We start from the raw sequence: 22,801 nt of genomic DNA, 5'->3' as shown, positions 1-22,801 counted from the left end.
CTCCGAAATTGTCAGATGCCGCTCGCGGCGGAAAGAAAGGGATCGGCAGCCGAGCTGAGAGCTTCGGCGCCGGCATTGCCGGGGAGGGTTGCCTTGAGAAGATTTACGTCCTTCATCAGGAGCGGCGCGCCGTGCGAGAAGGCCTGGGGCGTGGGTAGGCGCGCATAGACTTCAAAGCCGAAGCTGCGCCCGCTACTGGCTTTCACGAGGTCGCGCAGCGCCGCGCCATCCAGCCCCAGCGCGGCCCCCACATCCATCGCCGCATGGGCCAGCCCCATATTCGCCGCCATCAGGGCGTTATTGACGATCTTGGCTCTTTGTCCCGCACCGACGTCGCCCATGTGCACGATCAGACCGCCGAATGTCTCGAAAACGGGTTTCGCCGCGTCAAACAGGGCGAGCGCGCCGCCGCACATGACGGTGAGCGTCCCGGCTGCGGCGCCTGCTCCACCCCCGCTCACCGGTGCATCGATGAAGCCGACCCCCCTTTCGGCGCAACGCTGCGCCAGGGCGACGCAATGGTCGGGCAGGATCGTGGAGTGGACGACGATCCGGCTGCCGGGCTTCATTGCCGGGAGGAGATCGTCAACGATCGCGGCAACGCCCGCATCATCGACCACGCAGATGCCGACATGATCGCAGACTGCCCCAAGGTCCGCGATATGCGCTGCGCCTTTCGCGCCTTTCGCTAGAAAGGGCGCCAATGCATCGGCCCGCCGCGCCCAAAGGGTGAGTGGATAGCCAGCAGCGGCGATCCGCTCGGCCATGGGGCCGCCTTGACTGCCGATGCCGATGAAGCCGATCTTTTCCATCACGCTCATCCTGCCGTGATGCCGGCGTCGATGGACAGGCAGTTGCCGTGGAAGCCCCGCCCGGCGGGGGATGCCAGCATGACAACCATATCGGCGACGTCATCGACCTCTACCGTGCCGCGCATACCCGAAAATCGTTTGAGCAATTCGACATCGCAACCTTCCGGAGGGCGGAAGTTCGTGACGATGTTGGTTATCATGCCGCCGGGTGCGATGGCGTTGATACGGATCGGCTTCTTCTGGAACTCCATCGCCATCGCTTTGGTCATGTTCACAAGCCCCGCCTTGGAGGCGCAGTAAGCGGCGGCATAGGCTTCGCCGATAAAGGCGGCCGATGACGCGACATTCACGATTGCGCCATGCGTATCGAGCAGGTGCGGGATTGCCGCCTGCGAAAGGAGGAAGGGCGCCGTCAGATTGACCGCAAGGGTCCGATGCCACAATTCTTCCGGCATTTCGGGCGAGTTGGCGAGGTAGATAAGACCCGCCACGTTGCACAGCGCATCAAGCCGCCCAAAATGCGTTACGGTAGCTGCGACCAATGCTCTGCAAGCGGCCGGATCGGAAAGGTCCGCAACATGCGTAATGCTTGTGCCGTCGTTGGCGGCGAGCAGTCGCTGGGTTTCCGCCAGCCCCTCACCATTGACATCGGCGAGGCAGAGTTTCGCGCCTGCCTCGGCAAGTTTTAGCGCGGTTGCCTGGCCAAGGCCCGAAGCCGCCCCGGTCACTATGGCGACTTTGTCCGTCATATCGATGCGGATATTCATCATATGCTCTCCCGCCTTACCCGTTCCAGGGCAGGCCTTTTTCGATCTTGCCGGCCATTTCGAAAACGACGCCCTGGATTACCGATGCCTTTGGCCATCCCGCATGGACGGCATATTGCAGCACGAATTCATGCAGTTCCGCAGCTGTGCAGTTTCCGCTCGCCATGGCGGCATGGAAATGGCTGCCGATCGGCACCACCGCGGCGGAATCCGCTACCCCCACCAAAGTCAGGAAGCGGCGTGCGCGCTGATCCAGCCCATCACGGCACCACATTTCGCCGAACACGAAGTTCAGAATTCCATCCTGCAGATAGGGCAGGCCGTTGCCGACACGCGGGCCATCGAATGTCATGACGGCGTTGAACTCGGCGAACCCTTCCTCCATCCGGTGCCGGGGGTCCCAGGGCGCGCTGCGGATCGGGGGAAGGCTGACCGATGCGATCCCCAATGTCTTTGCGACGCGCGTGATCGCTGCGTCGAGATCGCCGCCCCGGTCCCAGCCCGAATAAACGGCGACGTGCAGCGCCGCCTCCCGCAGTTCGGACAGCGTCAGCGCCTTGGTGGTAAGCGCTCCACGGACATAGGCGTCGAGTGCATCGCGCGGACCATTGCTGCCGGCGGCCGATGCGATCGAGATAAGGAAGCGCGCTCGCTGATCCAGCCCGGGCCGCGACCAGATTTCGGCATAGATGAAGTCGCGCCAACTTTGCTGGAGCAGCGTTTCCGGTTCGGCAGGGGGCTGACCCGTCAACTCGGTCTGGAGCGCACGCCCCCGTTCGGTGCGCAGGCGTGGGTCGAGCAGGCTCATTGTCCGCCCTCCGGCGGCGCCATGCTCATCCAGATATTCTTGGGTTGGAGGAATTCGTGCAGACCCTCCACCCCGCCCAGGCGGCCATGGCCGCTCTTCTTGAACCCCCCGAACGGGCAGTTGGGCTGCATCGCTTCGCCCGCTCCGTTCACATGGATCATGCCTGCTTGCAGCGTGCCCGCCAAATGGTGGGCGCGACGCAGATTCTGAGTATGGACATAGGCGCCCAGGCCATAGTCGGTGCCGTTCGCCAGCGTGATCGCCTCTTCCTCATCGTCAAACGGCGTGACGGTCAGCACCGGGCCGAACACCTCTGTCTGGGCGATCTCGCAATTATTGGAAATGTCCGCCAGGATGGTCACTGGCAGGAAGAAGCCCTGAGCAAACGCCCCGTCCAGACGCGCGCCACCCGCCACGATCCTGCCGCCGTCTGTCACGCCGCGATCGATCATGCCGCTGATGCGATCGAGCGCGCCCTGGCTGATGACCGGCCCCAATATTGTGGAGGGATCAAAAGGATCGCCGGATTTCACCTGGGCGGCCATGGCCGCGATCAACTGGAGATAGCGATCATAGACCCCGCGCTGTACGAGCAGGCGCGTGCCATTCACACAGCCCTGCCCATTGGAGGAGATTGCGCCGGTCAGGCCCTTCTTCGCTGCCAGCATCAGATCTGCATCGTCAAATATGATGACGGCCGATTTGCCGCCGAGTTCGAGTCCCACCGGCTTGAGCGATTGCGCCGCACTGGTCAGCACCTTCTTTGCGGTAGCGCCCGAGCCGATAAACTCGATCTTGTCGATTCCAGGATGCGCCACCATCGCCTCGCCCACGTCCGCGCCGCCGGTGACAAGATTGACGACGCCGTCGGGAAGCCCGGCCTCATGCAGGATCTCCACAAGCTTCATGGCGCTGTAGGGGGCAAGGTCCGGTGATTTCAGAATGATGCAATTGCCGGCTGCGAGCGCCGGGGCGAGAACCATGGTCGCGGCAAAGAGGGGACCGTTCCAGGGCACAATGATACCGACCACGCCATAGGGCTCGTAAGACACATAGTCATGGGCAGGCGTGCCCCACATGGGGATTGTGCGTCCGTGGATCTTGTCGCACCAGCCGCCGAAATAGCGAAATTTCTGTGCGGCATCATATCCCATATAAGGCGCCGTCATGGCGACCGAACCGTTTTCCGAGATGAGGCTGGGTGCGAACTCCCCCGATTTCGCCTCAAGCAACGCGGCGATGCGGAACATGAGGTCACGCCGCTTGTCGCCGGGCATGGCCCGCCATGCGGGGAAAGCCTTCCGCGCTGCCGCAACCGAGCGATCGACGTCGCCGGCACTTGCCATGCGCAGTTCGCGGGTAACCTTGCCGGTGCCGGGATAGACATGCGGGTAGACCAGGCCGCTTCCCTGCTCCTCGCGCTTGCCATCAATGATGATCGGATGACGCGGCAGCGCGTCGGTTGATGGTTCTGTGAACGCCATTTCTCTCTCCCCGGCCGGAACTCTCCGACTCAATCCGTTCATCTCTGTGCCAGCCGCTATGTTGCTTATCACTCAATAAAAGCTATATTTATTCAAGTTCAAGCCGCGATTATGCGATATCGCCCTTGCGAACTTCCCTTTTATAGGCATATTTTTATCGGTGGGTAAAATGGATCAAGCGGCGGCAGACCGTCAGAAACGCGACGGCAAGCGCAATGTGGTTGCCAATGCAGCCGAAGCGCTGCGGGGACGGATTTTTGCGCGGCCCGCCGGGGAGCAGATCGGTTCGTTGACGACCCTGGCGCGCGAACTGGGTGTCGGTATCGTGACGGTTCAGCAAGCCGCGCGTATTCTGGAGCATGAGGGCATATTGGAAGTCCGGCGTGGGCCTGGCGGTGGCTATTATGGCCGGCGGCCGGGACTGGCGGACCTGGAGCGCATGTTGAGCGCCTATCTGTATAGCGAACCGGGTTCCTGGCGCGAGGTGCTCGACATCACATCACTCCTCTTCAATCAGCTCTGTGCCACCGCCGCGCGATGCGACGACCTCGCTATTCATGCCGAATTGCGTCAACTTCGGGCTGAGATTGCGTCTTGCGAGGATGCGTCCGCTCTGGGTGGGTTGGAGACCAGCTTGCAGGACATTCTGTTCCGCATGGTAAGCCAGCCCTTGTTCGAACTGCTCACGCGCGTCGCCCTTGGTACGGCCCGTCGTTCGGAAGGCGACGCCATGTTGCATGGCGCCTTTGATCTGGGACAATGGAAGGTTGGGCGCCTTAAAATTATCGATGCCATCCTGCATCGCGATCCGGCGCTCGCTCGGTTCGAGGCCGACCGGCAAAATCGTCAGATTGTTGCCGCCTTCTGCGGACTGAATGACGATCCCGCCTAGCGGATACGATCTTGCTTTTGTTTCGACCGATGGCGATCATCCGCTTGTGATCCCGCCCGGCTAGGGTTACGGGATTGCCATGTTGGCAGCTACCTGTTTGGCCGCAGGACCAGTGTAGGAACCGACGGGTTGTCCATCCGCGTTGTTCGCACTCCCATCCTGATAGCGGTTGTGGCAACGGCAGCGATCGATGCCCGCGCGGAAAGCGTTTCGATCAACATTCCAGCGCAGCCTTTGACATCGGCCGTGGCGGCTTTGGCAAGGCAGACCCAGGTCGAAATTCTGCTCCACGCGCCCCGTTGGGAGCGGCATCGCACGCGGCCGGTCCGTGGATCGATGACAGTGGAGAGCGCATTGAACCGAATGACACGGGGCCTGGATCTGACCGTGCGGAGGGTGGACGGAGGGATCTATATTATCCAGCCCATGTCGCCCCGATCCGTCGCTTCGTCCAAAACCGTGAGGAGCGACAGCGATCCCGACATTCTCGTTACTGCCCGGCGGCGGTTGGAGAAGGAAGGCGACGTGCCGCTGATGGTGACGCAGTTCGGCTCCGAAACGCTTGGCCGTCAGGCGTTGCGGACGCTGGCCGATCTGGCGCGGGTGACGCCGGGTTTTGTCGCTACGGGGCAGACGTCGAGCGCAACACCCTTGCTGGTCATGCGCGGCCAAAGACGGTCGATCAGCGATGAGAACCGCTTGCCGCTGGTGGTCTATCAGGATGAGGTGCCGCTGCCGAACCAGGCCGCGCTTTCGCCGCTCTACGACATGGCTTCGGTCGAAATCCTGCGCGGGCCGCAAGGGACGCTGTTCGGCCGGAATACGACCAGCGGCGCGATCCTGCTGCGGTCCGTTCGGCCAGGGGAGGGCACGCCATCCTATATCGAGGTGGATGCCGGCAATTACGGCATGGCCCGGATCGAGGGAGCAACAGAATTGCCCGTTATCGGTGCCTGGTCGATGCGGATCGCCGGGCAGCGGATGCGCCGCGACGGGTTTATCGCCATGACGTCGGGCGGCCGGGCGGATGATGTGCATAGCGATGCCGTCCGCGCGGCGTTGCGGTTCGCGCCGGAGGGGCTGTTCCGGTCGCTGCTGACATTCGACCTGCTGAACGCGGATGAAAAGGGTTCGGCGCAGGTGCTGACCGGCGTTTATACGGGCGGCGGCGCGCGAATGGCAGGCAATGCGTCCCATTTCGATTGTGGCCAAGGGTCATGCGACGTCGACTATTATCTTGCCCTGCAGCAGATGCTGGGGCCGCGGACGTCGCAATCGGGACTGGCACCGACATTCCAGAGACGGTTCCGCGGGCTGACCAACATGACCGAGTATGGCGACGATGATCTGCTTGTCCGCAACATCGTTGGCTGGCGATCCACCAGGATTTCCAATGCGCTGGATGGTGACGGGACGCTGCTTGCAATCAACGACCTCACCAGCCGGACGGATCTGCGCCAATGGACCGAAGAGCTTCAGATGCAGGGGCGTTGGGGGCGGTTGCGCTACATCAGCGGGATATTCTTTCTCGACAGCGCGCCGGCGGGAACCATGTTGCAACAAAGCGCGCAGTTCGTTCGGCCAGGCAATCCCGCCAGCATTATCGCCAATTATCAGCATTTTCAGAGCGCAGCGGTCTTCGGGCAGGTGACGGTGCCCCTGGACTATGGCGTGACGGCGGATCTGGGTCTTCGCTACACGACGGAGCGAATGCGAGGATGTGCGTTGCGGACCAGCAATGCCACTCCCCTGTCGCGGGCGGATTGTGTGGATTGGGACGGATCATCGGCTTCGATACGGTCGGGACGCGTTACGTGGACGGTGGCGCTGACCAAAAAAATGGGAGAAAGCAGCCTGTACCTTACCAGCCGACGCGCCTTCCGGTCGGGGGGATATAATAGTCCCAGGCTGGGGGGAACGCTGGCGCCGTTTCAGACCTTCAAGCCGGAAAGCTTCACGGATCTGGAATTGGGGGTGAAGGGACGCTGGACATTGGGCGGGATCGACGGCTCCTATGCCACGGCAGTTTATGCCGGGATTTATCGCAATATCCAGCGGGCGCTGTTTCCTGCGTCCGGTTTCGATGGTGACAGTGACCCGGCCAATGATCCGATTTCCTTCTACGTCAATGTTTCGCGCGCGCGTGTGGCCGGGTTCGACGGTGATCTATCGGCCGCGATGGGCGCGCATCTGCGCGCCACGGTCAGTCTGTCCTATGTCGATGCGCGCTATATTCGGGTGAATGCGCCGCCGCAGTTGGCCGCGCTGCTGGGAAGCGATCCAATCAACAATCGCTTTTCCTATACGCCGCGTTTCAGCGGCGTGGCCAATGTGGTGCGGGAATTTCCGTTGGCGGGCGATCTGGGGCGGCTGGAACTGGGCGTCGATTATAGCCATGTCAGCACCATCCGTTTTGCCGAACGGGTGAACGAATCCTTCGGTATTCAACCAACCTACGGCTTATGGGGGGCGTCGATCGGCTGGCGGCGTATCGGGGGCAGGCCGCTGGACGTGGAACTGTGGGGACGGAACCTGACCGACCGTTTCTATGCGAGCGGGGGCGGGACGCTCAATCCGATGTTCACCGCTGCGACCGTCATTCCAGGCGCGCCCAGGACTTTCGGGCTGCGAATGCGTTATTCGTTTGAGTAATCAGGGCGTGACCAGTTCGGCGCGGGTGGCGCTTTCGTTGGTGACGCGCGCGATGCCGCTGAGTTCCAAACTTTGCAGGAAGCCGCGCGTCACGCCGATGCGGAAGCTGCCGCTGATCGGATAATGGGCCAGAGCGGGGCTGGCGATAATGATTTCCTGCGGGCTGTAGCGGTTGATTTCCGCCACCGCCTGGTCGAGCGGCATATGGTCGAAGGCGATCATTCCCTGCCGCCAGCCGAGTTGTCGGTCGACATCCACCGACGTCGTGCGGAAGCGCCCCGCCTGCCAAAGCAATTCGGTTTGGGGAGAGAGGATCGCCGATTGCGCGGGCTTGCCGCTGGCGGCGGGCATGTCGACGCGTACCCGGCCGTGGGCGAGCGTCACCCGCACGCCGCCATCGCCCAGATCGCGCACGGCAAAGGCGGTACCTAGCGCCGTCACCGTCACTCCCTCCACCTCGACGACAAACGGCTTGCGCGGGTTCTTCGCCACTTCGAAAAAGGCTTCGCCCTGTTTGAGGAAGCTGCTGCGTCGGGTGTCGCTTTCGCTGACCGACAATGTCGAACCGGTGTTCACCGTGATGGTGGAACCGTCGGCCATGCGGAAGGATGCCTGCTGGCCGATGCCGGTGGAAATTGTGCGGCCTTCCGCCTGCACGAATGCGGCGGGCGCATTGGTGTGGCGATGCCAGATGACGGACCCGCCGATCAGCAGCGCGCCCAGCGCTGCAGCGGTCGCCAGGGGACGCCGCCAGCGTCGGCGTGGGCGCCGATTGGCGATCGCCTGCTCGCGAATAGCGAGTATCCGGGCGTCGGTTCGCATCTTGCCTGCTTCCTCCCATTCCCGCTCGATCCGCGCCCAGGCGGAGCGGTGCGCTTCATCACGGGCATGCCAATGTTCGAAGGCGACATAATCCTCCGCCGTGGCGTTCGGAGAACGGAAATGGCTGAAATAGGCGGCTGCCGTCGCTTGCGGAGAGTCGATCTGTTCCAGCGCGCGGGCATCGAAGGGCTTGCTCATGGCAGATCCCTCGCGGCGAGAAAGCGCATGGCCTTCATCAGGTGGCGGCCGACCGCGCTGGTCGAAATGCCCAGATGCTCGCCTATGGCGTCATAAGACATTTCCTCGAACCGATGGAGCACGAAAGCATCGCGGGTGAGGTCGGGCATTGCCTCCAGCGCTTCCACCAGCCGGTCGACATCCTCGCGCCCGCGCAGCACCCGTTCAGGCGTGCGATCTTCCACCGGATGCAGCGGTTCGGTCAGTTCGCAATGGGCGCCACGTTCGCGGGTGCGATCGCGACGAGCACGGTCGGTAAGTACGCTGGCAGCGACCTGGAACAGATAGCCCTCGATATTGGCGATCGCTTCCGACTGGCCACGCACATGCATACGCAGCATCACGTCCTGCACCAGATCGTCGACGTCTGCCGGATCGGCGCGCTTGGCGATGTAGCGGCGCAGGATTGGTGCATAGACGGACAGGTCGCGCACGGGCGCGGCGCGATCCGGCGATGTCCTGCGTAGCGAGAAAATGGCCTGAGCCTCCGATCAACCTGCCTACTCCCTTAGCCCAGGCTCAGGAAAACCGTCATCCGAAATATTTTTTCCGGACGAGCGAATGATCTGCGTGCGCCTGCGTCTTGCGTTCATCGGCCTCGCGAAAAATGGGGTGGGGCCGCGACATAAGAAGGGGAAAAATCATAATGGCCTATCGCACTGCATCCGCATGGCTTCTTGCCTCCTCCCTCATCGCCATCGCAACGCCGGGCACCTATGCCCAGACCGCCGCGCCGCAGGCGAGCGATCCGGGCGACCAGATCGTCGTCACCGCGCGCCGCCGTGAAGAAAGCGCACAGACCGTCCCGGTGTCCGTCACGGCGTTCAATGCGGAAATGTTGCGCGAAAAGGCCATAGTCAGCACGCAGGATCTGACCTACACCACGCCCGGCCTGAATGTCGCGCCGCAAACCTCGCGCGACACCCCCAGCATTGTCATTCGCGGCCAGCGTCGCGCCACCGCCGGGGCCGCCGCGCCATCGGTCGTCACCTATTTTGCCGACGTGCCGCTGCCCAATGAAGGCAGCATCGTGCCGACCTTCGACGTGGGGTCGATCCAGGTGCTGAAAGGTCCGCAGGGCACGTTGTTCGGCCGCAACACGACGGGCGGCGCACTGCTGCTCTATCCGGTCGCGCCGGACTATGATTTCGGCGGCTATGGGCAGGTGACGCTGGGTTCCTATAATGAACGGACGTTCGAGGGCGCGGTGAACGTGCCGGTGGTGGACGATCGCGTGGCATTGCGCCTGGCCGGGCAGATCGCGCGGCGTGAGGGATATACCAGAAATTACGGTATCGGTGGCGACTTGGACGACCGGCACAATAATGCCATTCGGGCGTCGTTGCTGATCGAACCGGTCGATGGCTTCAAGAACGTGACCGTTCTCGACTATTACAAGGCGAAGGAGAATGGCACGGGCCTGGTCAATAACGGCGTTTATCCCAACCCCGCCGTTCCGGGCGGCGGCAGCGCGCGCACGGCGGCCAATCGCCCCTATTATGATTGCGGCGTTGCGGGTTGCGACGTCGATATCGCGCTGGCCGAACAGCAGGCGCGCGGCGCTCGCGGTATCGCCACCAGCATCGATCCCTATTCCAACCGAATCTTCTGGGGCGTGGCCAATACGACCACGCTGGATGCGGGCGCCGTCACCTTCAAGAATATCTTCGGCTACCGCAGCAGCAAGGTGGATGGCGCGCGTGACATGGACGGCACTTATCTGCAATTGAACGATGGCGTATCGAACACGAATGTCGAGCAATATTCGAACGAGTTCCAGATCATGGGCAAGTTGCTCAATGACAGGCTCGACTGGATCGTGGGCGCTTTCTATCTTAAGAGCGATCCGAGCGGTGTCAACGGCGGTGTCACCTACGCTGCGGTCATTCCGGGGCGGACCTTCACCTATAACGAGAATTACAACAGCGCGACCAGTAAGGCGCTGTTCGGCCAGATCGGCTATGCCTTTGGCGGCTTTGCCGAAGGGCTGCGCTTCAACGGCGGGTTCCGTTATACTTGGGACAAGTCCTCGGGCTGTTCCGTCGCGGCGCTTTCCACGCTCGACCGGATCGGCCCGGACGCCTGCGAAGCGCGGGGGGGCAGGACCGGCGCGGAAAAATCCAAGGCACCGACCTGGACGCTGGGCTTCGATTATAAGGTGAATGAGGATATCTTCCTCTATATCACTAACCGCCGCGGCTATCGCGCCGCCGGCTTCAACCAGAGCGGCCTTTCTTCCTATTTCGACGGGTTCGAAACCTACAAGCCGGAGAAGGTCACCGACTATGAGGCGGGCATCAAGAGCAGTTGGCAGATCGGTGATGTGAAGGGCCGCTTCAACATCGCCGCCTACACCAGCAAATATAGCAATATCCAGCGTTCCATATTCCCCGGCGCGAACTTCGATGGCGATGATAATCCGGCCAATGATCCCGCCAACCTGATCATCAACGCGGCGAAAGCGACCATCAAGGGGACGGAATTCGACTTCTCGGTGACACCGGCGCGCGGGTTCAGCCTGACCGGATTCGGCGCCTATACCGACGCCAGATATGATGAATATGCTGCCCCCGCAGCCTTCGTCTCGCTGCTCGGCAACAATCCGGTCAACAATAAATTCTCCTATACGCCGAAATGGACCCTGGGGGCAGGCGCGCGCTATGCGCATGATCTGGGTGATTTCGCCGAGCTGGTGGTCAACGCCAACTGGTTCCACAGCGCCAAGGTCTGGTATGTCGAACGGCCGCTGGACACGAACGGCATTCAGAAGGCCTATGATACGGTCAATCTGAAATTCGACCTCAACGATATCCAGGGGCGCGGCATCGATCTGGGCCTCTTCGTGCGCAACCTGTTCGATGTAACCTATGCCGCCGCCGGCGGCGTGGTGACGCCGTCCATCACCTCGACTACGCTGGTTTACAACGAACCGCGCGTTATCGGGGTGCAGTTGCGCGTGGCGTTCGGCAAGCGCTGATCCTTGTCCTTTCGATGCGGTCTATTTGAACGGGGTTTTCTATCCATGAAAAGTTTAACCTGGTCCTTTCTCAGCCTGCTGGTCGCGGGCGTTTCCACGCAGGCGTTGGCGGGTCCGCTGGCCGATGGCGATCGCATGGCGATCATCGCCGATATCGATCGTGGGACGCCTGCGCTCGAAAAGACGGCCTTGCAGATATGGACCTATGCCGAAGTCGGTTTTCAGGAGACGAAAAGCTCCGCCCTGTTGCAGAAGGAGTTGAAAGCGGCAGGGTTCACGATCGATGCGGGCGTGGCGGGGATGCCGACGGCTTTCATCGCCAGCTTCAAGAGCGGGGAGGGGCCGGTGATCGGCATTCTCGCCGAGTTCGACGCGCTGCCAGGCCTGTCGCAGGCGGCGGAGCCGGAACGCCATCCGCTTTCCGGCGTCGCGGGGCATGGTTGCGGGCATAACCTCTTCGGTGCGGCGTCGGTCGCGGCAGCGATCGCGACGAAGAAATGGATGGTTGCGCATGGGATCAAGGGCGAACTTCGCCTTTATGGCGCACCGGCCGAGGAGGGCGGATCGGGCAAGGTCTTCATGGTGCGGGCCGGGCTGACCAAGGATGTGTCGGCGATGCTACATTGGCACGCGGCCGATGCGAACAGCGCGTCGCAGGGGCGGGCGCTTGCCAATATCAGCGGCAAATTCCGCTTCCACGGCATCGCCGCTCATGCCGCCGCCGCGCCGGAGCGAGGGCGTTCCGCGCTCGATGGCGTCGAGGCGATGGATAATATGGTGAACATGATGCGCGAGCATGTGCCGCAGGAAACGCGCATCCACTATGTCATCACCGACGGCGGCAAGGCCCCCAATGTCGTGCCCGACACGGCGGAGGTCTATTATTATGTCCGCCACCCCGACCAGAAGATAGTGGCCGATATTATGGAACGGGTGAAGAAAGCGGCGGAAGGCGCAGCGCTGGGCACCGGTACGACGGTCGAGTTCAATCAGGTCGGCGGCACCTTTGATCTGTTGCCCAACGATGCTCTGGGCCATGTGATGTACGATAATCTCAAGAGCCTGACGATACCCGCTCATACGGCGGAGGAGCAGGCCTTCATCACGAAGATCCAGTCGACCTTCCCCAAGGGGACGCGGATGGGTGACGGGTCGGTCGAACCCTATTCGAGCGGTCGGCTTTCTCCGGCGTCGACTGATGTCGGCGATGTCAGCTACACCACGCCGACCGCCGGGATGGTGGCCGAGACCTGGGCGCCTGGCACGCCGCCGCACAGCTGGCAAGCGGTGGCGGCCAGCGGCACCACCGTCGGCGTCAAGGGCGCGGTGACGGCGGCAAAGACGATTGCACTGAGTGCGGCGCAGCTTTTCCAAAGCCCGGATACGCTGGTCGAGGCCAAGGCCGAGCTGGACCGGCGGCGGGGGGCTGACTTCGTCTATCGTTCGCTGCTGGGCGACAAGGGGCCGACGCTCGACTATCGAAAGGCTTCCGGCAACGACTGATAGCCGTTCTTGGGCGATATGTGCGCCGTGTCGGTAACTGGGATGCCGTCGTGGCGCACGATCCTTTGGTTAGGTGGTGCCGGTGGAGGTCTTTGCCTTGGTCCATTTTATGGACATAGCCCGCACCCGCCAGATAACATGATGCTCCAGCCGATGTTCAGCGCCGGTCAAGCCTGACCGGTCGATAGCGTCGCTCTGCAAAAAAGGGAGATGCGTCATGGAGCAATCGTTCGGCCTATCCGACAGGCGCAGCCTGATCGCGACATTGGTGCTTCTGCCGCTTGCGGCCTGCGCCACGCCGATGGGACGCTATACGGTCGAGGATGCGGTGCGGCGGTTGCTGGAATTGTCGAGCCAGCGCGCTTTCGCCCGGCTGACCGAGCCGGGCGGCTTTTATGACGATCAACTGACACGGATCGTACCGCCCGACCTGGGCGGCGGGAAAGGCGGGGCGGTGCTTTCCGCTTTGCTGCGCACGCGCGCGGTACGGGATCGGATGGCGATGGGATTGAATGACGTGGCGGTCGATCTGGCTGACAATGCCGCGCCGATCGTGATGGATGCGGTGCATCGCATGACGTTGGCCGACGCGGTGTCGGTGCTGCGCGGCGGGCCGACGGCGGCGACCGATCTGCTGGCGCGGGAGACGCGCGGATCGGTGGTCGAGGCGCTGTTGCCCGGGGCGTCGCGGGCGCTGCACTCGGACATCTTCGAAATGCTGTCGGCTGCGCTCTCCGCCACGGGGGGCAAGGATTATGCGGCGCTGGCCGACAATGTGTCGGGCCAGATCGGCGACGCCATTTTCCGCGCAATTGGGCGCGAGGAGGCGGAAATTCGGCGCGATCCGCGTGCGACTGGCGACCCGATCCTGATGGCGCTGCTCGGATAGGTCTTGATTTCGGCGTCGGCCCGTGGTGTCCCCGCGTCATGGAACAGAAATACCCCGGTGTCGCCGGCATCCCCTGGGACCAGCCCGCGACCATGATAGACTTGGATGGCAAGCCGCCGCTGATCGGTACGATTCGCGACTGCGCCGTTCATTTCGGCCTTTTTAAGCCTCATGCCAAAGCGCAGGCGCGCGTCCTGCTGACCCAACCCGTCCACCGGGACGGGCGCAAGACGCGCACCTGGCTGCTGGAGCCGGAAGAGATAGAGGCTTTGGCCGAACGGTTGAAGCTGGAGACGAACTGACCATCGAAGCGCCATTCCCGCCTGTGCGGGAATGGCGGCAATGAATTGTCAGACTGCGAGGTTTTCCGTTTCCGCGACCAGCTTTGCCAGCCGCGTGGCACTGACATCGTCCAGCGGGGCGAAGAGCAGGAGGCGCTGGCCCGGCGCCTCCTCGATAGCGTAGCTGGTATGGCGGAACATGATTTCGCCCACGCCCGGCATGTCGGCGATGTTCGTATCCTCGAAATGGGCCATGATTTCCGATTCCTGCCAATAGAGGCGGAAAAATTCGGACTGCTCCATCATGTCTGTAATGATGCCTTCGAACACCTCGGGCTGGGCGGTGCGGCTATAATCCCATTTGAAGCGGGCGATCAGGCGTCGGCACATGTCCTGGAACTTGTCCGGGTCGGCGCGGTAGCGCGGGTTCAGCATCAGGATGCGGAACAGATTGCGTTCCTCGCGCGGCATATCGCTATAATCGCGGAAGGCGCGGGCGACGAGCCGGTTCCAGCCGATCACCGTCCAGTCCTCTACGATCACCAGGGCCGGTATGGAGAGGCTATCCATCAGATGCTGGGTGCCAGCGTGGATCGTCTCATCGGGACGAGTGGCCAGCGGGGGCGGGCGATGCTGCGCTAGGGCGAAGAGAAATTCGCGTTCATTGGCGCTGAGCCGCAGGGTGCGGCTCAGGCGCTCCAGCATCGGGGCGGAGAGCTGGACATCCCGCCCCTGTTCGAACCAGGTGTACCAGGTGACGCTCATTCCCGCGAGCGTCGCCACCTCCTCGCGCCGCAGGCCGCGCGTGCGGCGGCGTTCGCCAGCGGGCAGGCCGACTTCGGACGGCGCGAGCTTTGCTCGGGCCGCTTTCAGGAACCGCGACAATTCTTCCCTTTGTGCCATGCCTTATCCAGTTACTCGCAATAATGGGACATCCACCGGCCTTCTTGCGGGCCTTCTCCTCTGCAAAACCTTCCGTCCTGCGATCGGCAGCATAGCCGAGACTAGACAGGAGAGCGAGATTGGCTGGCAAGCTATTTGTGACCTGCGCGGTGACGGGAAGTTCACCGATGCCAACGCACCCCGATTTCCCCTTTCGCCCCGACCATGTCGCCGCGCAGGCGCTGGCGGCGGCAGAGGCGGGCGCGTCGATCATCCACGTCCATGTGCGCGACCGGGAGACGGGCGACCCGTCGCAGGCGCTGGAAGATTATCGTGAGGTTGTCGGCCTGATCCGTGCGAAGAATAATGAGGTGATCCTGAACGTCACCACCGGGCCGGGCTGCACCTGGATGCAGAGCGATGACGATCCGTCGGTCTGCGGTCCCGGTACGCTGATGTTCACCGCCGAACGGCGGCTGGAGCATATCCTGGACCTGAAGCCCGATATGTGCACGCTCGACATCTGCACGATGCAGCTTTGGGGCGGGGTGGCGATCAACCTGGACCCGATGATAACGAAAATGGGGCATATGATCCAGGATGCCGGCGTCTTGCCGGAGATCGAATGTTTCGAGGCGGGTGATTTCGTGTTCGCCGACGATCTGATGGCCAAGGGAGCGATCCCGAAGAATGTCCCCTTCACCTTCGTGCTGGGGACCAAATATGGCTTGCCGGCGACGACTGAGGCGATGCTCTATGCGAAGAACCAGATACCGCGCGGCGCGCATTTCACCGGCTTTGGCGTCAGCCGCCACAGCTTCCCCATGGCTGCGCAGTCAGCGTTGCTGGGCGGTAATGTGCGCGTGGGGTTCGAGGATACGATCTACCTGCGGCGCGGCCGGATGGCGGCGGACAATGCGGAAATGGTGCGCTGGGGCGTCGAGCTGATCGAGAAGATCGGGGGTGACATAGCGAGCGCCGGAGAGACGCGGGCCATGCTGGGCCTGAAACAATAAGGAGAGGATGATGACGCAGGCAGTAAAGGCACCGATGGGCGATGTGCGGGGAAAGACCGCCTTCATCACCGGCGGAGCGAACGGCATCGGGCTGGGGATCGCGCGCGCATTGGTGCAAGCAGGAGCCAATGTGGTGATCGCCGACATCCGTGAGGAGTCGTTGGCGCAGGCCAGGGCCGAAATTGGTTCCGATGCGCAGGTGGAGACGGTCCAGCTCGACGTCACCGATCGCGCTGCTTTTGCCCGTGCCGCCGATGCGGCGGAAGCGCGGTTCGGCAAGGTCCATATGCTGGTCGGCAATGCGGGCATCGGCGTGATGGGGCCGGTGCTTGACGCGCGCTTCGACGATTGGGACTGGGGCATGGGCGTGAATCTGGGCGGGGTCATCAACGGCATCGTCACCATCCTGCCGCGGATCAAGGCACATGGAGAGGGTGGGCAGATCGTTACGACCTCCTCGCAATCGGCGCTGCTCCCGATCAGCTATTCGGCCATTTATACGGCGGCCAAGGCGGCGATCCTGGGGATATCCGAGGCGATCCGGGGTGAGCTGGCGGGAGAGAATATCGGCGTGTCGGCCTTCATGCCCGGCCCGGTGCAAAGCCATATCGCCCATAGCGGCGAATTGCGCCCGGCCGAATATCGCAGTGACAGCGGCTATCGCCAGCGCGAGGAGGATCTGGAGAAGCGCCCTGTTTCGCCGCTCTGGATGAGCGCGGATGAGGTGGGGGAGCGGGTGCTGGCTGGCATTCGCGACAACGACCTGTACATATTGACCCATCCGGAGTTCGGGCCGGGGATGCGGACGCGCTTCGACGCGATCCTGGCATCCATGCCTGACGAAGCGATCAACCAGGATCGGGCGAAGGAGATCGGCTTCCTGCTTTCCAACCCCGCTTTCGACGATCAGTTGGCACGGCGGCAGGGGAAGGAACTGGCGGCATGACGAAGGTTGCTGGACGTACGGCCTTCATCACCGGAGGGGGATCGGGCGTGGCGCTGGGGCAGGCAAAGGTGTTTGCGCAGGCCGGTTGCAAGGTTGCGATTGCCGACATTCGGCAGGATCATCTGGACGAGGCGATGGCCTGGTTCGAAGGGCGCGGCCATGACGTGATGGCGGTGAAGCTCGATATCACCGATCGGGAAGCCTATGCGCGTGCCGCCGACGAGGTCGAGGCGAAACTTGGGCCGGTCGAATTGCTGTTCAATACGGCGGGTGTGTCGATCTTCGGGCCGCTACAGAATGCGACCTATGACGATTGGGACTGGCAGCTCGACGTCAATCTGCGGGGCGTCATCAACGGCATCCAGACCTTCGTGCCGCGCATGATTGCGCGGGGGAAGGGCGGGCATATCGTCAATACCGCGTCCATGTCCGCCTTTGTGGCGCTCAAGGGGACAGGTATTTATTGCACGTCGAAGATGGCGATCCGGGGGCTGACCGAATGTCTGGCGCTGGACTTGACGGATCAGGGCATCGGTGTGTCGATGCTATGTCCCGGCGCGGTCAACACCAACATTCATGAGGCGGTGCTGACGCGGCCGGCGCATCAGCAGACGACGGGCTATTATGGCGCTGACCCCGATGTCATGGCGCATCTCAAGCGGGTGATCGCGGTTGGCATGGAGCCGGAAATGCTGGCCCGATATGTGCTGGAAGGGGTGGAGGCGGATCAGCTTTACATCCTGCCCTATCCGGAATTTCGCGGTACGCTGGAGGATATCCACGCTCGCGTGATGGTGGCCTTGGCGAAGCCCGGGGACGATCCCGACTATGAGAAGCGTGTCGCCCATGGCGTGCCGGGCGGTGAAAAGCGCGAGACGGCTGAAGGCTGAAACGTGCGGATATTATAATGATGAGAATCATTTGCAATATGGAGTGACCTGACCTATCGAGCGCCCCGAACAAAGGGGAGTTCGTCATGTCATTCACGCTTTTTGCCCTGGCCGCCGCTGCGGCCGGAGAAACCGCGCCTGTCGAGGAGCCCAATCGCGACGCCATCGTCGTTACCGGCCTGCGCGACGATGCGACCGAGGGAACAGGCAGCTACACCGCCAAATCGAGCAAGACCGCGACCAAGCTGCCGCTGTCGCTTCGCGAAACGCCGCAATCGGTGACTATCGTCACCCGGCAGCGGCTTGATGACTTGCAGATGATAAATGTCACCGATGTGGTGAAATTCACGCCGGGCCTGTTCCTGAATACCGGCAATGGCCCAGGGCGCCCCGCCTTCAACGCGCGCGGCTTCGACATCGACAATATTATGTATGACGGGCTGCCCAGCCGTTATCAGGGTTTTATTGTCGGGTTACAGGCGAACCTCGCCATTTTCGACCGGGTGGAGGTGGTGCGCGGCGCCACGGGCCTCATCACCGGCAGCGGCAATCCGTCGGCGGCGATCAACATGGTCCGCAAGCGTCCCCAGCGCGAATTTCACATGGACCTGACGGCCGCAGCGGGAAGCTGGGACAATTACAGGGGTGAGATCGACATGGGCGGCCCGGTCAACGAATCCGGCACGTTGCGCGTCCGCACCGTCGGCAGCTACCAGGACAGCAGCAGCTTTCGCGACGGGGAGAAGATCCATCGTGGGCTGATCCATGCCATCGCTGAATATGATGTAGGGCCGAACACGTTGCTGATGGTTGGTGCGACCCATCAGGATGATTTCTACAACAGTTTCTGGGGCGGCTTGCCGTTGAGCGCGACCGGCGCGCATCTGAATCTGCCTCGTTCCACCCGTTTGTCCAACGATTGGGAAGGCAAGTGGCAGAAGGCGAACAGCCTGTTCGGCGAACTGAAGCATGTTCTCGGAAATGACTGGCAGGTCCGGCTGGCCGGGATGAAGACGTGGCAGGACGCCATTTTCTCCGGTTCCTATGTCTATCGCCGGAACGACGACCTGTCGTTGACCCAGAGCATCTATCAGGCCAGCTATGACGAAGACCAGGCAGGCGCTGACCTCTATGCCGGCGGCCCGTTGACCCTGTTCGGCCGGCCGCACGACATCATTCTGGGCGCGAGCTGGCGAGAAACGAAGACGCGGACGCAGAATTATTCGCCCGGCGGCGAAGTGGCCGGCAATATCGACGTGTTCGATTTCGATCCGTCGGCCATGGCCCGGCCGGATTTTCGGCCGACGAACGTGAGCACCAACATCATCACCCAGAAGGGCGCCTATGCCTCAATCCGGTTGAACCCCGCCGATCCGTTGAAAATCATTCTGGGCGGACGACTTGACTGGTATGACTATGACAATGTCGGAACCAGCGTCGGCGACTATCGGGTAAATGCGCATAAGACATTCTATGCCGGCGTGCTGCTGGATCTCGACCGCCATCATACCCTCTATGCCAGCTACACGGATGTGTTCCAGCCGCAGAGCGCGAAGGGGTTTGCGCCCGACGCCGGGTCGCAGCGGATATTGGACCCGATCCTTGGCAAGAATTATGAGGTGGGGCTGAAGGGGGAATATCTGGACGGCCATTTGAACGCCACGATCGCCCTGTTCCAGGTCGACCAGACCAATCGCGCGATCGTGCCCGTCGACCAGAGCGGTTGCCCGACCTTCCCGGCTGCCTCCTGTTCGGTTTCCTCAGGGCTGGTGCGCAGCAAGGGTGTCGAGGCGGAAGTGCAGGGCGAGCCCTTGCCCGGCTGGCAACTGTCGGCGGGTTGGGCCTATGTCCGCGTCCGCTATGTCGAGGGTCTCAATCCGACCAATGAAAGCCGGGTATTCGACACCGACTATCCCGAACATATCGTCAAGCTGTCATCCTTCTACACCTTGCCGGGCACGCTCGACCGGTTCCGGGTTGGAGCGTCGCTGCATTGGCAGAGCCGCATCTATAACCAGAATCTGCGTGGCGCCAATTTCAACAATATATCCTTCATCGTGGATCAGGGCGCCTATGCCATCCTCGATCTGATGGGCAGCGTTAAGCTGAACGACCGGATCGACTTGCAGGTGAACCTCAACAATGTGTTGGACAAGACCTATTATAAGGCAGTGGGTTATGACATTCGCTGGGGGTCGGTGGACGCCTATGGCGATCCGCGCAACGTGATGGCGACGCTGCGCGCGCGGTTGTGACGGATGCAGGGGTAAGAGGAGCAGGCGTGGCAGTCTTTGCGCATATGAAAGGCGGATATTGGCCGGATGGCGCGATCATCCGATGGGCTGACGGCAGGCTGGGGTAGGGCCACCCTCCTGCCCGCCGGTGAACCTGCCGGCCTACCGCGACGTTATCCTTCTACTCTTGGCTTGTATGCGCCGATGTGGGAGAGGCGGTCAGGGTCGCGGAACAGGATGCCGGAAGATAAAAACATGCATTTGCCGATCAACAGGATGATATGTCGCGTCATTGGCTTGGGTCTGGTCATGCTGCTCGGCTTGCTGGCGCCGGCGTCGCTTTACGCGGCTGATCCTGCGCCATTCGAACTGTCCGGCCCGGCGTTGCGCATCATGGTGGCGCGTGGGGCGCAGAGTTTGCCGATCACGCAGGTGCCAAGCCTGTCGGAAGGCGACAAGCTGTCAATCGAAGCGAACTTGCCCGCCGACCAGGGTGCGCGCTTCATTCTGGTGTCCGCCTTCCTGCGCGGCGCAACCAATCCGCCGCCCAAGGATTGGATTGGCTTTGCCGAGACGTGGAAGAAGAAGGACAAGGCGCTGACGCTGACCGTGCCGAAGGGCGCGCGACAGATGGTGATGTTTCTGGTCCCTGATACGGGCGGGGCGGAAAGTGCGCTGATCGGCGCGGTACGCGGCAAGCCGGGCGAGTTCGTGCGGGCGACGCAGGATCTCAACCAGGCTTCGCTCGACCGGTCGCGGCTCGATGCCTTCATGGCGGCGATCCGCGCCCAGGAAAACACTCATCCCGAATTTCTGCGTGGCGTAGCCCCGACGCTGGCACGCAGCCTGTCGATGAAGCTCAACGAGGAATGCCTGTCGAAGGTGGTTGAGTTGCAAGCGTCCTGTCTGCTCGATAATCGGGAAACGCTGGTGCTCGCCGATGTGCACAGCAGCTCCATGGCCGAGACGCTGACCGGCGCGCCGACGGACCTGGCGCTACAGCTCAGCGCTACGCGTGAGGCAGGCTTTGGCTATTACAGCCCCTATATCGCCGTGGTGCGCGATGTGGCGAAGATTTTCGGTGCGTTCAGCAATCCGCAGTTCGACTATCTGCCGACGCTCAGCGTGCGCAGGGACGACGGCATCGGGCTGTTGCTCAATGCCGCGCCCTCCTTCCAGAAGCCCAAGTCGGTGATGGTGATCGCCATGCCTGCGATCGAGGCGGATAGCCCGCCCCGGCTGCGGAACGTGGCCGAAGCGCCGATCTGTGCGGTAGGTGCAGGTACGGTGCTACCGGTCGAGGGGGCGCCGCTCATCTATTCCACCACTTATGCGCGCGACATGAAGCTGATGCTGAAGGCGGCGTCGGGCGAGACTGTAGAACTGCCGGTCACGGCACGGGCCGACCGGGGCGGTTATGTCCTGCCGGGTCGGGCCGACCTGCCCGCTGCGTTCAAGGGGGCGGTGGAGGGGCATCTCCATGGTCATTGGGGCTTCGACCGGTTCGACGGGCCGGACTTTACACTGCAACTGCCCGACGAAGGCGGTTGGAGCGTCGAAGGAGAGACGCCCGCGCTGGTCGTAGGGCGCGACAATGCGCTGATGCTGAAGGGTAGCGCCCCCGCCTGTGTGGAAAGTGTGACGATCCGTCAGGGGAACGGGCAGGCCCAGTCGATCGGGTGGAAGGTGCAGGGCCAGGACGGGCTGGCGCTGACCTTGCCGTTGGCCGAGCGCCGGCCCGGTACACTCGACATCGCCGTGAAATATCAGGGGGTCGCCCAGCCCTCGATCGTCTCGCTGCGCAGCTATGTGCAGGCTAGCCGCCTGGATGATTTGCTGATCCATGCAGGAGACAGGAGCGCGCTGCTGTCGGGCCAGCGGCTCGACCAAGTGGAGAGCGTTAATGTGGCAGGACTTGTGCTGCGACCCGACGGCTTGACGCGCGACGGCACGGTGGATCGACTGCGGCTGATGGCGCAGGGTGAAGGCACCACAGTTAGTCCGGGCAGTGATGCGAGCGCCAAGGTGAAGCTGCTCGACGGGCGGACAGTCAGCCTGGCGGTGACGGTGGCGGCGGCTCGGCCTCAAATTGCCCTGTTAAGCAAAAGCGTCACACCAGGGGCACCGGCTGCGAATGCCAAGGCGCTGACGCTGAATGATGACGAGGTCCTGCCTGACAATGGGCGATTGGTCTTTTCGGTGCAGGCGAAAGGGGATACGCGATTGACCGCTGCCGATGCGATTGAGGTCGCACCTGTTGACGGCACGACATCGCTTCGCCTCGCCACGACGAATGGTCTGCGGCTGGAAGGACCGCAGGTGATGGTCGCGACGCTGGACCCCAAAATAATGCCTCCCTCGCTCTTTGGCCCGCTCCGCTTCCGTCTGCTGCGAGGCGAAGAGGCAAGCGACTGGCAGCCGCTGGTGACGCTGGCGCGACTGCCCCAGATCGAGGCGGTGGTCTGCGAGACCAAGAGCAACGGTTGTACGATCCGTGGCCGAGACCTGTTCCTGATCGACGCGGTGGGTACGATGCCTACGCTCGATCAGGCGGCGCAGGTCGCGCATGGCTATACAGGTTCCGCCCTGAAGGCGCCGACGCCACAGGACGGGAAGCTCTATTTGCGGTTGCGGGATGCGCCTGGCAGCGTGGTGACACTGCCGGCGGCGTGACCGGATCATCTATGCCGTCGGCAGCGGAATAGCGAT

18 protein-coding genes are annotated in these 22,801 nt (G+C 62.5%); 11 read left to right on the top strand and 7 right to left on the bottom strand.

All coding sequences use genetic code 11. The features are described 5' to 3' along the window. Positions 1–11 precede the first annotated feature (11 nt). Genes MOK15_RS19910 through MOK15_RS19895 form a run of 4 tightly spaced genes read right to left on the bottom strand, consistent with a single transcriptional unit; the run spans position 12 to position 3,871 of the window. Positions 12–821, bottom strand: a complete 810-nt coding sequence (locus MOK15_RS19910; RefSeq protein ID WP_242933420.1) for an NAD(P)-dependent oxidoreductase — start codon at positions 819–821, stop codon at positions 12–14. Continuing rightward, positions 818–1,582, bottom strand: a complete 765-nt coding sequence (locus tag MOK15_RS19905) for an SDR family oxidoreductase (RefSeq protein WP_242933419.1) — start codon at positions 1,580–1,582, stop codon at positions 818–820. The genes MOK15_RS19910 and MOK15_RS19905 overlap by 4 nt, the downstream gene beginning before the upstream one ends. Before the next feature lie 13 nt (positions 1,583–1,595). Further along, the gene (locus tag MOK15_RS19900) at positions 1,596–2,387 is read right to left on the bottom strand and encodes a carboxymuconolactone decarboxylase family protein (RefSeq protein WP_242933418.1); all 792 of its coding nucleotides are present in this window, start codon (positions 2,385–2,387) and stop codon (positions 1,596–1,598) included. Next, entirely contained in the window at positions 2,384–3,871 is a 1,488-nt protein-coding gene (locus MOK15_RS19895; RefSeq protein WP_242933417.1) for an aldehyde dehydrogenase family protein, read from the bottom strand. Before MOK15_RS19895 ends, MOK15_RS19900 begins: the two co-directional genes overlap by 4 nt. A 169-nt stretch (positions 3,872–4,040) precedes the next feature. Between MOK15_RS19895 and MOK15_RS19890 the strand changes: the two genes are divergently transcribed. Both MOK15_RS19890 and MOK15_RS19885 read left to right on the top strand, forming a co-directional pair. After that, positions 4,041–4,763: a GntR family transcriptional regulator gene (locus MOK15_RS19890; RefSeq protein ID WP_242933798.1), complete on the top strand. Its 723-nt coding sequence runs from the start codon at positions 4,041–4,043 to the stop codon at positions 4,761–4,763. Positions 4,764–5,126: 363 nt separating this feature from the next. Continuing rightward, positions 5,127–7,415, top strand: coding sequence for a TonB-dependent receptor (locus MOK15_RS19885; RefSeq protein ID WP_242933416.1), 2,289 nt, complete (start codon positions 5,127–5,129; stop codon positions 7,413–7,415). Here MOK15_RS19885 and MOK15_RS19880 read toward each other — a convergent pair whose 3' ends face one another. Together MOK15_RS19880 and MOK15_RS19875 are read right to left on the bottom strand one after the other, a co-directional pair. Next, positions 7,416–8,435: a FecR domain-containing protein gene (locus tag MOK15_RS19880; protein WP_242933415.1), complete on the bottom strand. Its 1,020-nt coding sequence runs from the start codon at positions 8,433–8,435 to the stop codon at positions 7,416–7,418. Further along, positions 8,432–8,908: an RNA polymerase sigma factor gene (locus MOK15_RS19875; RefSeq protein ID WP_242933414.1), complete on the bottom strand. Its 477-nt coding sequence runs from the start codon at positions 8,906–8,908 to the stop codon at positions 8,432–8,434. Before MOK15_RS19875 ends, MOK15_RS19880 begins: the two co-directional genes overlap by 4 nt. A 212-nt stretch (positions 8,909–9,120) precedes the next feature. On the opposite strand from MOK15_RS19875, the gene MOK15_RS19870 reads away from it, so the two are divergent. The 4 genes from MOK15_RS19870 to MOK15_RS19855 all read left to right on the top strand — a co-directional run bounded on the left by MOK15_RS19870 (position 9,121) and on the right by MOK15_RS19855 (position 14,145). Further along, positions 9,121–11,451 carry a TonB-dependent receptor gene (locus MOK15_RS19870; RefSeq protein WP_242933413.1) on the top strand — a complete coding sequence of 777 codons (2,331 nt, stop codon included), beginning with the start codon at positions 9,121–9,123 and terminating at the stop codon, positions 11,449–11,451. A 45-nt stretch (positions 11,452–11,496) separates the two neighbouring features. Further along, complete coding sequence (locus MOK15_RS19865; protein WP_242933412.1) at positions 11,497–12,954, top strand: amidohydrolase; 1,458 nt, start codon at positions 11,497–11,499, stop codon at positions 12,952–12,954. A gap of 217 nt (positions 12,955–13,171) precedes the next feature. Next, positions 13,172–13,843 (top strand): DUF4197 domain-containing protein, encoded by a 672-nt coding sequence (locus MOK15_RS19860; protein WP_242933411.1) that lies wholly within the window; start codon positions 13,172–13,174, stop codon positions 13,841–13,843. Between the two features lie 38 nt (positions 13,844–13,881). Beyond that, positions 13,882–14,145: a hypothetical protein gene (locus tag MOK15_RS19855; RefSeq protein ID WP_242933410.1), complete on the top strand. Its 264-nt coding sequence runs from the start codon at positions 13,882–13,884 to the stop codon at positions 14,143–14,145. A 48-nt stretch (positions 14,146–14,193) separates the two neighbouring features. On the opposite strand, the gene MOK15_RS19850 is transcribed toward MOK15_RS19855, so the two are convergent. Further along, on the bottom strand, positions 14,194–15,027 hold the full coding sequence (locus MOK15_RS19850; protein WP_242933409.1) for a helix-turn-helix transcriptional regulator: 834 nt from the start codon (positions 15,025–15,027) through the stop codon (positions 14,194–14,196). A 137-nt stretch (positions 15,028–15,164) separates the two neighbouring features. Between MOK15_RS19850 and MOK15_RS19845 the strand changes: the two genes are divergently transcribed. The 5 genes from MOK15_RS19845 (at position 15,165) to MOK15_RS19825 (ending at position 22,765) form a co-directional block, all read left to right on the top strand. Continuing rightward, entirely contained in the window at positions 15,165–16,022 is an 858-nt protein-coding gene (locus MOK15_RS19845) for a 3-keto-5-aminohexanoate cleavage protein (protein WP_347567248.1), read from the top strand. Positions 16,023–16,029: 7 nt separating this feature from the next. Beyond that, on the top strand, positions 16,030–16,968 hold the full coding sequence (locus MOK15_RS19840) for an SDR family NAD(P)-dependent oxidoreductase (RefSeq protein ID WP_242933407.1): 939 nt from the start codon (positions 16,030–16,032) through the stop codon (positions 16,966–16,968). Then, positions 16,965–17,858: an SDR family NAD(P)-dependent oxidoreductase gene (locus tag MOK15_RS19835; RefSeq protein ID WP_242933406.1), complete on the top strand. Its 894-nt coding sequence runs from the start codon at positions 16,965–16,967 to the stop codon at positions 17,856–17,858. Before MOK15_RS19840 ends, MOK15_RS19835 begins: the two co-directional genes overlap by 4 nt. Before the next feature lie 86 nt (positions 17,859–17,944). Next, the gene (locus MOK15_RS19830) at positions 17,945–20,113 is read left to right on the top strand and encodes a TonB-dependent siderophore receptor (protein ID WP_242933405.1); all 2,169 of its coding nucleotides are present in this window, start codon (positions 17,945–17,947) and stop codon (positions 20,111–20,113) included. A 288-nt stretch (positions 20,114–20,401) separates the two neighbouring features. Next, a complete protein-coding gene (locus MOK15_RS19825) occupies positions 20,402–22,765 on the top strand; it encodes a hypothetical protein (protein WP_242933797.1) in 2,364 nt (787 codons plus the stop codon). Positions 22,766–22,801: the final 36 nt, after the last annotated feature.

It is taken from the genome of Sphingobium sp. BYY-5 (genome assembly GCF_022758885.1).
In the GTDB taxonomy this organism is placed as follows: Bacteria; Pseudomonadota; Alphaproteobacteria; order Sphingomonadales; family Sphingomonadaceae; genus Sphingobium.
Note: the sequence above shows the minus strand (reverse complement) of the source record. Positions and strands in the feature narration are given on the sequence as shown.